A 15,437-nucleotide genomic window follows, 5' to 3' on the forward strand; every position below is an offset into this window, starting at 1 on the left:
TCCACGCGCTAGCGGGTAGGGCCCGCCGAGGGCAGCAGCCGTTCGCCGAGGAGGCCGCCCGCGCCGCCGAGCACGACGGCCGCGGCGAGCGGGGCGATCAGCTCCGGGAACGCGAGCACCACGAGCTCGCCGAAGGAAGATACGGGCGGCGTGTTCGGCCGGAAGTATTGATGCAGCTGCGTCGCGATGATGCTGCCGATGAAGAGCGAGAAGAGCAGCGCGACCGGCGAGGCGATCGCGCCGAGGCGGCCCGCCATGACGCCTGCGCAGAAGAGGATCGCCGCAGGCACCGCGAGCAGGATCACCGGCGGCACGGGTAGTGGCTCGGTGAGGGCCCACCAGAACGCGAGACCGATGGATGTCGCGGTCACCGCCGCGACGAGACGCGTGCGCATCAGAGGCGCGCCATCGCGCGCCGTCGCAGCCAGCCGCCCGCAGCGCCCGCGAATGCGCCGCCCACCGCGTACGGGAGAAGCGCGGTGAGGAGGCGCGCTTCCCACCCCAGGAGATCGACGCCGCTCGCGCCGACTCCGGCGCCCTGGACGAACAGCGAGTACACGCCGTAGATCAGCGCACCGACGACGACCGAGAGGAACCCGGCGAGCGCCGACCTACGCATCGCGAACCAACCGGCCCCGAACGCCGAGAAGAGCAGGTACGCGACGGCGCCGATCGCCGCGATGCCGAACCAGTTCGGCACGGCGAGGAAGGCGGCGAGGTCAGCGATCCCCGCCGCGATCACGGCGAGTACGAGACGCAGCGGGCTAGCGGACGATCGCGAGCGCGTGGTCCGCTCGGTTCAGCGGTTCGGCGCGGCCGTCGTCGCCAAGGATCGCGATGTCTTCGATGCGGACGCCGAACCGTCCAGGGATGTAGATGCCCGGCTCGATCGAGAACGCCATCCCCGGCTCGAGGCGCTCCTCGTTGCCGCGCACGAGATAGGGATGCTCGTGCCCATCGAGCCCGATACCGTGGCCGGTCCGGTGGATGAAGCGCTCGCCGTATCCGGCGTCGTCGATCACGCGGCGCGACGCGGCATCGACCGATGCCGCCGTGGCACCGGTGCGCGCGGCCGCGTAGCCCGCCTCCTGCGATCGCAGCACGATCTCGTGCACGCGTCGCACCTCGTCGTCGACGTCCGCGCCGACGTGGACCGTGCGCGTGATGTCCGAGCAGTACCACTCGCGCGTCCCGCCGAAGTCGAGCACGACGGCGTCGCCGCGGGCGATGCGCCGATCCCCCGCGGCGTGATGCGGCGACGCGCCGTTCGGTCCCGAGCCGACGATCGTGAAGGTGGCCTCGTCGTGTCCCTCATCGCGCAGCATTTCCGCGAGTTCCGCGCCGATCTCGCGCTCGGTCCGGCCGGCGAACTCGCGCTGGAGAAGCCGCAGGAACGCGCGATCCGCAGCGGCAGAGACCGCGCGCAGTGCTTCGCGCTCGTACGCGTCCTTCCGTATGCGCAGTCCACGCGTGACGACGGATGCGAGCTGGAACCCGCGGCCGCGGAGCGTGGCCTGCAGGCGAAGCACGAACAACGACCACATCTGGTCCGCGACGGCGACGTCGCCCTTCGCGCTCACGAGGCTCGCGACGAGTGCGTAGGGGTCATCCGTCTCGCCCCAGGTGCGCTGCGCGAGGTCAGGTGCCGCGGCCTTGGCGCGGGGTGATTCGAGCTCCGGCACGACGAGCGTGGCGGCACCGTCCGCGCTCACGACCAGACAGGTGAGGCGCTCACTGGCAAAGATGCGATAGCCCGCGAGGTATGCGAGGTCCGAGCTCGGAGACAGCAGCAGCGCGGCGAGGCCGCGAGAGCGCAGCGCTGCGCTCGCTTGCTCACGGCGCGACTGGTACGTCAGGCGTTCGGCGGGCATCTAGTGTGCTCGGAGTATGCCCGTGAACCGCTGGGCACCCGCTGCGAGTGTCCTCGCCCTCTGCGTCGGCCTGATCCTGCTCATCGGACTGAGACCGACCGCGCCCGCCCCCGTGCTGCCGCCGGCGGTCGCCGCGGTCACGACATCGCCCTCGCCAAGCCAGACCAGCGGTCCCGTCGCGAGCGTTTCCATAGCCACTCCAACGCCGGCGATCCCCGCCGGCTATCGGATCAGGATCGCGCGCCTCGCGATCGATCTACCGATCGTGGAGGGCGATCTCCAGCGCGATGCGGTCCGACAGGAAACTCCGGAGAACGTCGCGCTGCATCTGCCGGGCACTGCGATACCTGGCGACGGCAGCAATACCTATCTTTACGCGCATGCGCGTCGCGGCATGTTCCTGACGCTCTGGAGCGCACGCGAAGGCGATGAGGTCGTGATCGCGACGCCTTCGGGGCGCGAGCTTCGCTACGTCGTGAGTGAAGTGCATCCGCGGGTGGATCCGACGGACATCTCATGGGTCGCTCGCACCGCCGGGGAGCGGCTGACGCTGCAGACGTCGACCGGTCCGAATCCCGCCGACCCACGCTTCGTCGTCGTCGCATTACCCGTGTGAATGACTGCGCATCGCGAGAAAGATGCCTAGGCAAGCAAGCGCTCGTCCCGCACGAGATGTCGCCCGCGTAACGATGTGTCAACAGCAGGGACACAGACTGGAATCGGTCCTGCATAGGCGCGCGAGCAGTGGGGCGGCGGGTGAGCATTCAGACCGCGCGACGTCCGCGCGTCGTGCCGGGTCGCGACGAGTGGATGTTCCGCTCGTTCCACGCAGCCCTGTCACTCTTCTCTCCGCAGCGCGCTTCGATCATCGCGCGCACCGGTGTGGCGGTGTTCAGCGTCTCGCTGCTGTTGCCGATGCTCGTCTCGGGGATGGTCTCGCGCCCGCAGTCTCCGGTCGTGGTCGCCGCGAAGACGGACTTGCTACAGCTGACGACCGAGTACGAGCTGCCGCGGCTACCAGAACCGGTAGCACGCGCGCGGGTCATCGCCGCGATGCCCGAGCCGATCCCAGCGCCGATCGCGCCTCAAGCTCCGCCGGGCGTCGCCGCGGTCCCGATCGAGATCACCGCCGTGCTCGCCTCCGCGAGTGGCAGCGTTGTTACGGTGTCGTGGTACGGACCCGGCTTCTTCGAGAACCGGCTGCCGTGCTGGCAGTGGTTGGCCGCGAACGGTCTGCCCATCCAGTTCCTGCCGGACACCTGGGGCGTCGCGCACAAGTCACTCCCGTGCGGAACGATGGTCACGCTGACGCACGGCACGAGTACGGTGACCGTACCCGTCGTCGATCGAGGGCCGTATATCGCCGGGCGCGAGTTCGACCTGGCTCCACGCGTGAAGGCCGCGCTCGGTTGCACCGACCTGTGCACGGTAGTGATGCAGATCCGGTGACCAACGTCCGCTTGCCGTCCGGGTCGGCTGGCATCTGCGTCGACGCTTGATGGGTCGCTCGTCGTTCGACCTTACGAGCGATGGCATGGGACTTGCAGCCTGCCTCGCTACTCAGCGGGGAAGCCACAGGGCCCCCGGAAGGCATCGAAGGGAGACCACGGATGACGCGAAACAAGGGCGCCATGACCGTCGCCGAGGCTGGTCGGCGAGGCGGAGCCACGACAGCCCAGCGACACGGCCCGGAGTTCTACGAGCAGATCGGCAAGAAGGGTGGCCGCACGACCGCGCAGCGCCACGGCTCCGATTTCTACGAGCAGATCGGAAAGCAGGGTGGCCAGAAGGTCAAGGAGCTCTACGGTCCGCGCTTCTACGGTCGCATCGGAAAGATCGGCGGCGACACCGTCTCCGAGAAATATGGACACGAGCACTTCGAAGAGATCGGCAAGAAGGGCGGACAGAAGGTCGCTGAGTTGATCGCTCGGGGACGCCAAGCGGGCTAGCAAGCCTTCACACAAACTGAGTCCGCGTTGAGATGAATGAGCCGACTCCCGCGCCGTTCACACCGTTGACACGACGGTTGCGAATCGTATCGTCGCGAACTGTACGCGAGCGTGACGAAGGATCGCTCTCGTGTACCGAGATGCGGACGGAAGAGCGCCGCATCCGAGCGAGGGAGAAAAGGGCGTTGGACGGCGGCAAGCTCAACTCGGACACACCTCTGGTCGCGGTCGAGTGGGAGGACATCACGGCCTACTCGCGGACCGCGATCCCTGATGACTTCGAGCCGTACCGGCTCCGGAAGCTCACCTGCGGGATCCTCTGGAAGGACACGACCGAGTACGTCGTGATCGTGGGTGACTACGACATGACCAACGAGGGCAAGGATTACCGCCACAATGACTTCCACATCATCCCCCGCGGGGTCATCCGCAAGCTGACGTACCTGACCGACGCGGACTCCCTCGTCTCCCTTCAGGTCGAATCGGCCTAGTCCCGCCGGCGCTCGCAACTACCTCGCCGTAAGTCGTCGGCCCGGCCCAGCTCCGCTGGCCCGGGCCGAGCCCTATTCAACGGCCTGCATATCCGCCGGAGGCGGATATGCGTACGGATTAACGGAACGAGAACGGTCGTTTCTGGGTAATGGAACAAAGGAACGCTCTGGCACCGTTCTTGGGGTGTTTCCGGGTGGAGGTCTTTGGTGGCTGTTCGTGCTGAGCTTTACTGCTATTTCTGTGGACACGGGCTGGGGGAGGTCCTCGTACCGACCAGTGCCCGTCGTCCCTCTCTGGCGCAACTGCGGACCGCATACGCGACCGTCGGCCGTGAGGCCCCGGTGTGGGACGAGTCCGATCAGCCGCTTTGCCCGCGCTGCGGTGGACAGCTCTTCCTCGAGCGCTTCGAGCACGAGGTGATCCGTGCCCACGACCGGCGCGCGCTGAGGCGCGCGAGCTGATCTAGACGCCGGCCCTCGCAAGCCGCCGCCGCTCGTTCTTCCGTGGGTGTCCGCGGACCAGCATGGCTGGCGTTCGGCGCGCTCGTCGGGTGGTCCGTCTCGCGTCGCGTCCTGTTAGACCGCTCGCGGACCGACTTCGCGCTGACTGACCGCCAGATCGAGATCCTGTGGCTCGTCGCGCGTGGGCTCACGACCAAAGAGATCGCTGCGCACGAAGGTATCAGCCCGCATTCCGTCAGCACGCACATCCGTCGTGCCTGCCGCACGCTCGGCGTTCCGAACCGGACCGCCGCCGCGGCGATCGTATGGCGCGGGACCGATCAGCTGTCGGTGCCGGCGAGACCGAGCCGATCGGCGATGTCGCTCATCGCGACGATCACCTCGGTCGTGAGCTCCTCGAACGGGATGGCCATATCCTCGGCACCCTTGAGCATCATCTCGCGGCTCACCGCGCGCGCGAAGGCCTTGTCCTTCATCTTCTTGCGCACCGATCCCGCGTCGACGTCCCGCACCGCCTTGGATGGCCGAACCAGGGTCACGGCGGTCACGAACCCGCAGAGCTCGTCGACCGCGTAGAGCGTCTTCTCCATCGGCGTCACGCGCGGGATCCCGGTGTGGTCGCCGTGCGACTGGATCGCGTGCACGATCGGCCCGGGTACGCCGGCCTGCTCGAGGATCGGCTTGCCGTTCTGCGGATGGCCAGTGGGATCGCGCTCGTAATCGAAATCGTGGAGCAGCCCGGTGATGGCCCAGGTCTCCTCGTTCTCGTCGAGCTTGCGCGCGAAGTGGCGCATCGCCGCCTCGACCGCAAGTCCGTGCTTCCGGAGGCTTTCGCCCTTGGTGTATTCGCAGAGCAGCTCCCAGGCTTCATCGCGGGTCATCAGCGCACCTCCCCCGGTCGCAGCACGTAGCGATGCTAGGCTCGATCACGCGTGACCGGTTGCGGGTGCCTGCTCCTCATCGCGGCGCTCGTCGGGCTCATCGTCTTCTTGATCTTCGGCTCTACCGATGCGGGCGAGCCCATCGAGAGCGCGGTCGCGCTGCTCGTCTTGCTGTGGTTAGCTCAGTGGGAGGCGCTTGTGCCAGGGCCTCGCGCGCTCGTACGCACGCGCGACGCGTAAGACAAGCCCCTCGCGCCACGGGCCAGCCGCGAGCTGAAGTCCGATCGGCAGACCTGTCGTTGTGAAGCCGCAGGGGATGGAGATCGCGGGAAGTCCGGTGAGGTTGAAGGGCGCGGTATTCGCGGTGAGGCGCCCCGCGGCCGCGACCGCGTCCTGCCCATCGCGCAGCGGCGCGACGACCGGAGTCGTCGGCGACAGGATCACGTCGTGCTCGCGCAGCAGCGCGATCCACTCGCGCCGCAGCTCGTCACGGTCACGCCGCGCCTGCGCGTAGTCCGTCCCGGTGAAGGTCTGGCCGGTGCGAAGTCGTGTGAGCACGTCGGCTCCGATGTCCGCTGCGCGCTCGCGCAGATGCTCACGGTGATAGGCGGCGGCATCGGTGAGCAGGATGGCCCGCTGCGCGGCGATCAGCTCGACGCGCGGGAGAGAGGTCTCGGTCACCGACGCGCCGAGCGAGGTGAGCACGCGTGCGGCCTCGCGCACCGCGGCGTCGACCTCGGGGTCGACGTTGTCAAAGAAATGGTTCGTCGGGATGATGACGCGCACGCCGGTCGCACCGCCTTCGACGCCTGCGGCGTAGTCCTCGGTCGGGACATCCGCCGACGAGGGATCGAGCGGATCGTGGCCGGCGACCGCGTTCAGCGCGAGCGCGAGGTCACCGACCGTGCGCGCGAGCGGTCCGGAGTGATCGAGGGTCCACGCGAGCGGGATCACGCCGCGCAGGCTCACCCGCCCATACGTCGGCTTCAGCCCCGCGACGCCGCATAGCGACGCGGGGATCCGGATCGATCCGCCGGTGTCGCTGCCGGGCGAGGCGTAGCAGAAGCCCGACGCGACGGCGATCGCGCTGCCGCCGCTCGAGCCCCCGGGAATGCGTGAGGTGTCCCAGGGATTGCACGCCGGACCGAAGTGCGGGTTCTGATTCGTGACACCGAGCGCCCACTCGTGAAGGTTGAGCTTGCCGAGGAACACCGCACCCGCCGCGCGTAGCCTTTCGACGACTGCCGAGTCCCGCTCGGGGACGCGATCTCCGAAGATGCGCGATCCGCCCGTCGTGCGCACACCCGCGGTGTCGTACAGATCCTTCAGCGCGACCGGGATCCCGTGGAGCGGGCCTCGATCGATGCCGTTCGCAAGGTCCGCATCGGCGCGCTTCGCCTCGGCGAGCGCGCTCTCGGCGGTGACCGTGATGAACGCGCCGAGCTCGCGGTCGTGGCGAGCGATGCGATCGAGGCATGCGCGCACGAGATCGACCGACGAAGTACGGCGGGAATGGATGAGCGCGGATGCAGCCTGAAGCGGCAGCAGCGCGACGTCGCTCACGGCGCTGAATGGTAGGAGCGCCGTGACCGTATCGTGCTTGTCGTGAACGACCGCTCCTTCGTGCGCTTCGGCGGCCTTGCCGCCATCCTCCTTGCGCTGACGTCGTGGGCAGCCGTCGTCACGTACGCGACGCTCGCGCAGCCCGCACCCGACGCGCAGCCGAGTGAGCTGACGAAGGTGTTCCTCGGCCGCCAGATCTTCCAGTTCCTCTACGCGCTCGTCGCTTTCTGGGCCATGTTCGCCACCGTCGCGGTGTACTACCGGGTGCGCTCCGTGGGCGAGGCGTGGGCGTTCTTCGGAGCGCTCATCGGCATCGCGGCGTCCGTGGGCACGATGGTCGCCGCGATGTACGAGGTCGCGAACCTCCGTGAGGCCGCGCGCCTTGTCGGGCCCTCGCCGATCAATCCGCTCGGCGTGATGTCGTTCGGTCTCACCGGGCTGTGGTTCCTCATCGCGAACGTGCTCCTTTGGTGGACGACGACGCCGCGTGTCCTGGTGCTGCTCGGATTCATCGCGACGTTCGATCTCTTCGCGGGATTCGTCGCGGGACTGTCGGAGAACAACGGTGTCGTCTACCTCGCATCGCTCATCGCTGGCGCGATCGGCGGTCCGATCTACTGGCTCTGGCTCGGCCGGCTACTGCGTCGCGACGCCTAGCGCATGCGGTCGCTCGCGCGGCTCGCGTTCCTCGCCATCGGGATCCTCGTGGCCTACCTGGCCGCGCGCGACTGCGTGCCGTCCCGCGTCGTGTTGCCGTCGCCGACCGCCAGCGTCGCTGTGAGCAGCCCGTCGCCGACCCACTCCGTCACGCCGTCCGCGACCAGCACGCCGCAGTCGGCGTTCACGCTGACCGTGACGGATGCCGAGCTCACGAAGGCCGCGGCGTCCTCCTTCCCGCAGACGGTGAGCGGCGTGACCGTGCGTGACCCCGTCGTGAAGACGACGCCGAGCGGCGTCCGCCTGACGGCCACGGCGAACGTGTTCTTCGGGACGACGCAGTTCGTGATGATCGGAGCGCCGTACGCGAGCGCCGGCCGAGTTGCGGTGCGCGTGGACTCGGTCACCCTCGGCGGCCTTGCGTTACCCGACTCGGTGCGCGCGTCGACCGCCGCCGCGGTCGAGAGCGCGATCGGGCGGCTCGTTCCTTCCTCAGTGGACGTGCAGCGCGTGACGCTTGGAGATGGGACGGTCACGATCGAAGGCATCACGCAGCGCTAGCGTGCGAGCGGGTCGACCAGCTTTCCGAAGAGCTTCGCTTCCCAGTGGACATGCGGGCCCGTCGTCACGCCGGTCATACCGATGAGCGCGATCGGTTGGCCGCGGACCACACGTTGTCCGACGTTCACCAGCGCGCTCGAGGTGTGGTAGTAGCAGCTCTCCAGACCACCGCCATGTGCGACGCACACGCCGTTGCCGCCGAAGCTCTCCCAGCCGACCTTGCTCACCGTGCCGCCATCGGACGCGACCACGATCGCGCCGACCGGTGCCGCGACGTCGATCCCGGTGTGCGAGTACTGAAGGAATTGCGCGACGTCCCCTGCGACCGGACGGAGGAACCGCAGCTCGTCGTTCTCGATGCGGCCGAGCCGCGACTCGGCGTCCGGATCGCCGCGGAGATTCCATTCGTCGACCGACCAGGTGCCGCAGCGGTAGAGCTCGAGGCGCGTGGTGTCGAGCCGCTCGCGGCTCACCCCGGTGAAGTACCGGCCGTCCGGGCTGAAGACCCGCGCGCCGACGAGATTTGGCAGGGTCGCGCTGGCGCGCTCCTGCGGGGCGCCCCACACCGCGAACTTCTCAAACCGGTCGCCGGCCGGGACCGTCGACGACAAGCGTCCGACGAGAAGCGAGCGGCCGTCCGCCGTCCACGTCGCGACCGGACCGCTGAACCGGCTGAGCGGCGTGCTCTCCCTGCCACCATCGGGTCCGATGAGCTCGAGCCTATTCGGATACCGCACCAGGAGCGTGCTGCCCACCGGCGACCACTCCGTGTACGTCGCGCCGGGTGCGTCGATGAGGTCGACCTCGGCGGTCGCGGTATTTCCGATGTAGCGCTCGATCTTCCCGTCGTACGAGTAGCGCGTCAGTGTGAAGCGCCTTCCGTCGGCGCTGAAATAGACGTCGTCGAGTGGGTACGCGGGCTCGAAGTCTTTGTCGAACCGCGCGACGGTCCGTGTCTCGCCGTTCGCCCATTCGCGGATGTCACGCTTGTAGATGTACAGGAGCTTGTCGCCGACCCAGCGGACCTCGGGGATCGACATGAGGAGCTTCGCCTCGACCTTTCCCGCGTGGACCACGCGCAGGTCCTCATCGCGCGGCCAGTAGGAGAGGTACTTGCCCGTTCCGGACCACTCGGGCCGGATGCCGAAGCCGATCGGCGACAGCTCGCCGGTGCGGATGTTTACCGTGTAGATGAGCTCGTCCTCTTTCCACCCGACGGGCGACGTGGTCGAGGGGGTGCGCTGGCCCGCCGTGACCGCGAGCGTCCTACTGTCGGGGGACCACTTCGCTTCGATCACGTTCTGGATGAGCGGAAGATCGACCCGACCGGTGCAGTTCAGTCCAGCGTCCCATCCGCCGGCCGGATCGTCGGGCACCTGCGCGGCCGAGCGCGGTTCGGCGGGCATCCACGCGCCGAGGACAAGTGAAAGGACCGCGAGGGCCAGCTTCGCTCTCATCGTCGAAATTCTAGGAGTGGGTCCGCACGCGCCGAGCGTACTCTCGGCCAATGCAACGACATCGAGACGGAGAGCTCGACGATCTCGTTCGCAACACGATCATCTGGATCGCGGTCGTGCTCTGGCTTGCTTGGGGTTACTTCGTTCAGGAGCCACCGAGCGACGCGTATACGGACACGGTGCGTGACGCGTTCACCATCGTCCTCGCGTTCGTGATCCCGGTCATTTCTCTCTTTGTCGTGGTTGCCTGGGTGAGCGCCCTGCGGAATCGTCAACAACGATGAGAGCGCGACGTCGCGGTCGCGTATCAACGAAATCGACGATCCGCCCAAGGCACGCGGTCTTCGCCCGCTTTGGGAACACCACCCGTAGCGCGGACGTGCTCCGCGTGCGTAAGAGCACGCTTGGCCGTCACACAGTCAGACGTCCGCTGCTCGTGTCGGCCGTACACACGCGGTATTGCGCTGTACCGCTTATCGCGTGCAGTCTTCGCGGAGGTGGGGAAGAGGTCGTTCGCCTGGATCACCTTCGGCGCACTCCTTATCGCCGCGTTCGCGCCGATCGATAGCGGTCCCACGAGCGCGGCCGCGCGCGCAAGCGCCGGGTTCGATGCGGCAGGGGCCCGCGCGAGCGCGGTCGCACGTGGCGAGTCAGTTGGGGCGACCGCCGATCCATCGGTTGCGATCGAGACGAACTCCACCGTTTCGTACATCGGTTACCCGAGCGGACCTGCGAGTCCCGGCGAGACGGTCACGATCCCGGTCGCTCTGCGCAATCGCGATGTCGTTACGTGGGCCGCCTCGGGCGAGCAGGCCGTGAAGCTTTCGTATCACCTCTACGACTCCACCGGGCGCGTCGTCGCGTGGGATGGTCTGCGTTCGGTCCTGACCGAAGACCTTCCCTCGGGCGGCGCCGACGTGATCCCGATGACCCTGGCCGCTCCGGCGCTCACCGGGACATACACGGTCAAGCCCGACCTGGTGCGCGACGGACGCGGCTGGTTCTCATCGGGCGGCGCCGCGCCTGGGTCATTCGCGCTCAAGGTCACGACCGATCTCGACGCGGGTTACGGCACAACGACCACGCCCGAGGCGATCGTCCCCGGTGGCGTGGTACCCATCGAGGTGCACGTGACGAACACGGGCCTGAGGAGCTGGTCCGCCGGCGGCGACGCTCCGATCCGTCTCGGCTATCACTGGCTCGATGGGAATGGCAAGGCCGTGGTGTGGGATGGCGCGCGTCTTCCCCTCGCGCGTGATGTCGCGCCGGGCCGGGATGCCGCGTTCAGCGTCGATGTGCGCGCCCCAGATCGCGAGGGTGACTACGTGCTCGTGTGGGACATGGTCCAGGACGGCGGCATCGGCTGGTTCTCCGGGCACGCGGTCCCAGCGAAGCGCGAGGTCATCGCGGTAGGGGACGGCGTCACGTTCTACGGAAAGGGCTGGGGCCACGGCATCGGGCTCTCGCAGTGGGGCGCACAGGGGTGGGCCGAGGGCGCGGTCGGGCCACGCCTCACGGGCGAACAGATCGTCGCGAAGTATTTCCCCGGAACGCGCCTCGCCACCCAGCCGATGACACACCCATTCCGCGTGCTGCTTTCCGCTCCTTCAACAGGGTGCGTCGGGCGGACGATCGCGAACGTCGCGCGCATGCAATCCCAAGGCGGCATGCGCCTGGTCAACAGCGCGGATCCGACTGTCGTCTACATCGAGACGGCGCCGGATCAGCCGCTCCGATTCTGGAACGATGGCGGCTCACTCGTCGTGCGCGATGAGTGGTCGCGCGCGGTCGTCTTCTTCGGCGCCGACACGCTCATGCTCATGCCAAGGCAGTTCTGGGATCCGATCTACATCGATCAGAAGGGTCTCGGGTACCGCGGCAATCTCCAGGTCGGTCTGCGTGAGGAAGGCAACCTTCGCGTCGTGAACTTCGTGTCGTCCGACGACTACATGCGCGGCGCGCTTCCCGGGGAGATGCCGTCGCACTGGGAGTTCGAGGCGCTGCGCGCCCAGGCGATCGCCGCGCGCACGTATGCCGCGTGGCGGCAGTCGACCGCGGGCGATCGGACCTGGGATGTGCGTGACGACACCGCGGACCAGTGCTACGGCGGCGACGGCTTCGAGAGCGCGCGAACGAGCGCGGCGGTGGACGCGACCGCGTCGCTCATCCTCACCTACGACGGAAAGCCGATCCGAGCGCTGTACTCATCGGCGAGTGGCGGCATCAGTGAGAACGTCGGCTGCGTCCTCGACGCGCAGAAGGTCGACGGCACGTGGCAGTGCACCCAGGGTTGGCCCTACCTGCAGGTCACGGAGGACCCGGCCGAGGCCGCCGCGTACGACAAGCGAGGTGGGATGCCACACACCCTCTGGGCGCAGCACTTCAGCGGTGCCGAGATCCGTAAACAGATCATCGAGGACTACGGCGTGGACATCGGCCGCTTCGTTTCGATCGAGTTCAACGAGAGTCCCGGCGGTCGTCCCATCTCCGTGCTTGTGCGCGGCACCTCTGCCGACGTCGACCTGAAGGGTGATCGCTTCCTGCGCACGACTCTCGGTCTGAAGAGCACGCTGGTCCACACGACACCTTTCTAGCCGCCGCGCGGCCCCGCGTGCTTGGTTGCCCGCCGAGTTCCTTAAGAAGTGGCTAAGGATGCAATCCCCGGACCGCATACTCGGTATTAGCCGTATGACGAACTCTGCGCGCCGCGGTCCGGTGCTGGCGCTCGCGACGGCGCTGGTCTTTGTCGCATGCGGAGCGATCGGTGGTCCGGCGAACGCGACGCTGTGCCCGCCCGCCGCGCTCGAATCGGTGACGGTCGAGGCGAAGGCGATCACTCCCGTGACGTACGCGGTCCTCATCGATCGCGCCTACACCGGCGATTCGAAGCGGTCGCCGTCCTATCCGTGGCCGCAGCTACCGCGCACCGCCCTCGAGACCGTGGCCGCCGCGTTGCCGAAGCTCGACCTGCGGCCAGGTGACGCTCTCGTCGGCGCGTGGATCAGCCACAACTCGAACGACACGAGCGAGATCTTCCTGCCACTCAGCCAGGTGAAGCGAGCGACGGCTCTGGAGCTACCTGCCGCGCCGGCCGCACCGAAGCTTCCAGTGAACAAGCTCGAGTGCAACGAATACGCGGCCAACGTGAAGACGTTCAACGAGGCCGCGAGAGCCTGGCGGGCGAAGGTCAACGACCTGCAACAGCGGGCCGCCCTCGAGGATCAGCGGAACGTCGCGTCCTTCATCACCGCGACGACCGCGGCGATCCGGGGTGCCGCGCCGGCGCAGGACCCAGTCGGGACGGACATCTACGGCAGCCTTGCCGTGGCGTCGGGCGTCTTCGCGGCGAATCCCGGCACGCACAAGCTCCTTCTGTTCTCGGACATGACAGACACGATCGGCAATCCGGTCCGTCCTGATCTCGCGCAAAGCGAGGTCGTGGTCGCGCTCTATCACCGCGATGACGCGAGCGATCAGGGCAAAGGACAGAAGGACTGGGAAACGACGTTCAAGGCGCTTGGCGCTCGCGCTCCGGTATTTCTCGCATGGGCCGCGACCACAGCCGACAAGCTCGCGGAACAGTTGAAGGGAAGTGCGCGATGACGCTCACCCAGATGCTCGACCTGTTGCAGCCGATCCTCGATCGCTGGCAGCTGGTGCTCCTCGCGCTGGTCCTCGTGACGCTTCTCGGCAACCCCGCTCGCAGTCTCGTCGGCGCGCTGGCTGTCGTGCTGCGCGTGCCGGCGCAGTTCACTCGGACGGATGTCGAACCCGCGCTGCGGCGTGTCGCGCCATCCGCACCGAGCCGATTCCTCCGGAATCTGCGTGGCTATTTCGGGCCGGTGCTCGACCGCCCGGCGCGCGCGCTCGGCCGCGCGATCGTCGGGCTCTTCCGGACCGCGACGAACGCGCCGCGCTGGCCGGTCGCGCCGATCACCGACGCGATCGTCGGACTCGTGAGTCCGCTCGTGGATCAGGCCGCGACGCACGCCGAGAACGGGAGCGACCGTCTCGCGACGCAGTCACGCTCCGCCGCGTCCGAGCTGCGCGGACGGTCGGGCCGTTGGGCCGGGTGGCGCGTCATCGGAGGGTTCCTCTTCTTCGCAGGCCTCTGCCTCTTCCTGTACGCGGACGCCTCGCTGTCGATCGCGAGCCACGAGAAGGCGATCGGGGCGCCGGTCGCGTTCCTTCCGGATTGGTTCAGAGAGGTCACCCTGGCCTACTCGATCGCCTCGTTCGTCGGGGCGCTGATGCTCGGACTGGTCTTCTTCGATCTCATCGGCATGACGCACCTCGGTCCGTGGGACGACCTCGAGGACCGACCGCGTCTCTGGCTCACGCGCATCGCCGCCGCTCTGGCCGTCTCGTTCCTGCTGCTCGCGCTGTTCCTCGCGCTGTGGCGCGCGTCCGTGATCGTGCCGTCGTTCATCTCTCCTGACGTCGCCGACAAGCTGCTCGGCATCGCGCTCACCGCGCCGGTCCCGCTCATGCTCCTCGCGACCGCCCTCATCGCGTGGGGTGCGATCGCGATGCCGTGGCTCGCGTGGATCCTCGGCGTGGGCGCGCTCGCCCTCGCGATGCTGCTCGTCGCCCTCCTCCTGCGGGCCATCAGCCGCGCCCTCCCGCCGGCCGCGGTGTTGCTCGGCGGACTGCTGCGGATCGTCGGCGTCATCGCGCTTGGTGGCGTGATCGGGTTCCTCGGCCTTGGCGCGATCGCGTACTTCGGAGTGAGCGTCATCGCCGTCGCCACCGTGCTCGTCCTCGGCGCGGTCGGACTCGCGCTATGGAGCGTCGGATGGGTCCTCGCGGAAACCACGGTCTACGCGGTGCGGCTCATTGCGCGTCTCACCGACGGCGCGGCGATCGTGCTCCAACGTTCGATCGACCTGCTCATGACCCCGGGGAGGACGGTGTGGAACTGGCTCGCGAGCTTCGATCGAGCGCGAGCGCTGCGCCTGCAGCCGATCGCACAGCCTGAGTCGCGCGTCATCCGCGTGGCACCCGGCGATGTCGATGCGCTCGAGGAGGCCGCCGCTCGCTAAGGCGGTCAGGCGTCCTCAGCGAAGCGGGGCGGTATCGCGAACACCGTCGCCACGAGTCCGTAGACCCCGGCGAGTAGCGGCGCGCCCGCCCAGAGCGACGTAGACCAGCTGATCCCGCCGCCGAACGCGGCCATGAGCACGAAGTACGCGTAGAGCTGCGTCGCCGGGACGGCGAACGCGATGAGCCAGTAACCCATTCGCCCGTCAGGTCCACCCCACGCGCCGCGCCGCACGAGCATCCAGAGTGTCTCGCCCACGATCGCCGCCGCGAGCGCGGCAGGCAGGTAGATCCACAGCTCGGGCGTTGCGACACAGATCAGCACCGCGGTCCACACGACGATCGTCGCGATCGTTCCTGCCGGAAGTCGGAGGCGTCGCAGGGGAACGGTCACGAACAGCGCGACGAGGATCCCGTAAAGGATGATCCCCGTCGTGCCCGCGACCTGCGCGGTCATGTCGCTCCATGCACCGATGCCGGCGAATCCGAAGAGATTCCTTGCCAT

18 protein-coding genes are annotated in these 15,437 nt (G+C 68.1%); 11 read left to right on the forward strand and 7 right to left on the reverse strand.

All coding sequences use genetic code 11. The features are described from left to right. Window positions 1–8 precede the first annotated feature (8 nt). The 3 genes from VI056_14315 to VI056_14325 are packed head-to-tail and all read right to left on the reverse strand — an operon-like array spanning window position 9 to window position 1,871. Window positions 9–395 carry a hypothetical protein gene (locus VI056_14315; protein ID HEY6204198.1) on the reverse strand — a complete coding sequence of 129 codons (387 nt, stop codon included), beginning with the start codon at window positions 393–395 and terminating at the stop codon, window positions 9–11. Continuing rightward, window positions 395–742 carry a hypothetical protein gene (locus tag VI056_14320; protein ID HEY6204199.1) on the reverse strand — a complete coding sequence of 116 codons (348 nt, stop codon included), beginning with the start codon at window positions 740–742 and terminating at the stop codon, window positions 395–397. Before VI056_14320 ends, VI056_14315 begins: the two co-directional genes overlap by 1 nt. 22 nt (window positions 743–764) lie before the next feature. Further along, window positions 765–1,871, reverse strand: coding sequence for a Xaa-Pro peptidase family protein (locus VI056_14325; protein ID HEY6204200.1), 1,107 nt, complete (start codon window positions 1,869–1,871; stop codon window positions 765–767). 16 nt (window positions 1,872–1,887) lie between these two features. Here VI056_14325 and VI056_14330 point away from each other — a divergent pair, with 16 nt between their 5' ends. The 5 genes from VI056_14330 to VI056_14350 all read left to right on the forward strand — a co-directional run bounded on the left by VI056_14330 (window position 1,888) and on the right by VI056_14350 (window position 4,773). Further along, window positions 1,888–2,487, forward strand: a complete 600-nt coding sequence (locus tag VI056_14330; protein ID HEY6204201.1) for a sortase — start codon at window positions 1,888–1,890, stop codon at window positions 2,485–2,487. A 140-nt stretch (window positions 2,488–2,627) separates the two neighbouring features. Next, window positions 2,628–3,320, forward strand: a complete 693-nt coding sequence (locus VI056_14335; GenBank protein ID HEY6204202.1) for a septal ring lytic transglycosylase RlpA family protein — start codon at window positions 2,628–2,630, stop codon at window positions 3,318–3,320. Window positions 3,321–3,481: 161 nt separating this feature from the next. Next, complete coding sequence (locus VI056_14340; protein ID HEY6204203.1) at window positions 3,482–3,820, forward strand: general stress protein B; 339 nt, start codon at window positions 3,482–3,484, stop codon at window positions 3,818–3,820. Between the two features lie 185 nt (window positions 3,821–4,005). Continuing rightward, window positions 4,006–4,311, forward strand: a complete 306-nt coding sequence (locus tag VI056_14345; GenBank protein ID HEY6204204.1) for a hypothetical protein — start codon at window positions 4,006–4,008, stop codon at window positions 4,309–4,311. Between the two features lie 207 nt (window positions 4,312–4,518). Further along, window positions 4,519–4,773 (forward strand): hypothetical protein, encoded by a 255-nt coding sequence (locus VI056_14350; protein ID HEY6204205.1) that lies wholly within the window; start codon window positions 4,519–4,521, stop codon window positions 4,771–4,773. A 320-nt stretch (window positions 4,774–5,093) separates the two neighbouring features. On the opposite strand, the gene VI056_14355 is transcribed toward VI056_14350, so the two are convergent. Next, complete coding sequence (locus tag VI056_14355) at window positions 5,094–5,654, reverse strand: HDIG domain-containing metalloprotein (protein HEY6204206.1); 561 nt, start codon at window positions 5,652–5,654, stop codon at window positions 5,094–5,096. A 177-nt stretch (window positions 5,655–5,831) separates the two neighbouring features. After that, the gene (locus VI056_14360) at window positions 5,832–7,217 is read right to left on the reverse strand and encodes an amidase (protein ID HEY6204207.1); all 1,386 of its coding nucleotides are present in this window, start codon (window positions 7,215–7,217) and stop codon (window positions 5,832–5,834) included. Between the two features lie 42 nt (window positions 7,218–7,259). Between VI056_14360 and VI056_14365 the strand changes: the two genes are divergently transcribed. Together VI056_14365 and VI056_14370 are read left to right on the forward strand one after the other, a co-directional pair. Next, window positions 7,260–7,874: a hypothetical protein gene (locus VI056_14365; GenBank protein HEY6204208.1), complete on the forward strand. Its 615-nt coding sequence runs from the start codon at window positions 7,260–7,262 to the stop codon at window positions 7,872–7,874. A 3-nt stretch (window positions 7,875–7,877) separates the two neighbouring features. Further along, on the forward strand, window positions 7,878–8,435 hold the full coding sequence (locus VI056_14370) for a hypothetical protein (GenBank protein HEY6204209.1): 558 nt from the start codon (window positions 7,878–7,880) through the stop codon (window positions 8,433–8,435). On the opposite strand, the gene VI056_14375 is transcribed toward VI056_14370, so the two are convergent. Next, on the reverse strand, window positions 8,432–9,892 hold the full coding sequence (locus tag VI056_14375) for a M23 family metallopeptidase (protein ID HEY6204210.1): 1,461 nt from the start codon (window positions 9,890–9,892) through the stop codon (window positions 8,432–8,434). The two genes, VI056_14370 and VI056_14375, sit on opposite strands and share 4 nt — an antisense overlap. 50 nt (window positions 9,893–9,942) lie before the next feature. Here VI056_14375 and VI056_14380 point away from each other — a divergent pair, with 50 nt between their 5' ends. The 4 genes from VI056_14380 to VI056_14395 all read left to right on the forward strand — a co-directional run bounded on the left by VI056_14380 (window position 9,943) and on the right by VI056_14395 (window position 14,934). Beyond that, complete coding sequence (locus VI056_14380) at window positions 9,943–10,176, forward strand: hypothetical protein (GenBank protein HEY6204211.1); 234 nt, start codon at window positions 9,943–9,945, stop codon at window positions 10,174–10,176. 213 nt (window positions 10,177–10,389) lie between these two features. Continuing rightward, a complete protein-coding gene (locus VI056_14385) occupies window positions 10,390–12,486 on the forward strand; it encodes a SpoIID/LytB domain-containing protein (protein HEY6204212.1) in 2,097 nt (698 codons plus the stop codon). 94 nt (window positions 12,487–12,580) lie between these two features. Further along, window positions 12,581–13,495: a hypothetical protein gene (locus VI056_14390; GenBank protein HEY6204213.1), complete on the forward strand. Its 915-nt coding sequence runs from the start codon at window positions 12,581–12,583 to the stop codon at window positions 13,493–13,495. Beyond that, a complete protein-coding gene (locus VI056_14395) occupies window positions 13,492–14,934 on the forward strand; it encodes a hypothetical protein (protein ID HEY6204214.1) in 1,443 nt (480 codons plus the stop codon). Before VI056_14390 ends, VI056_14395 begins: the two co-directional genes overlap by 4 nt. Window positions 14,935–14,939: 5 nt before the next feature. Here the strand turns inward: VI056_14395 and VI056_14400 are convergent. Then, window positions 14,940–15,437 (reverse strand): hypothetical protein (locus VI056_14400; GenBank protein ID HEY6204215.1); only part of this gene is annotated, 498 nt, incomplete at its 5' end.

It is taken from the genome of Candidatus Limnocylindria bacterium, from assembly GCA_036523395.1.
In the GTDB taxonomy this organism is placed as follows: domain Bacteria; phylum Chloroflexota; class Limnocylindria; order P2-11E; family P2-11E; genus CF-39.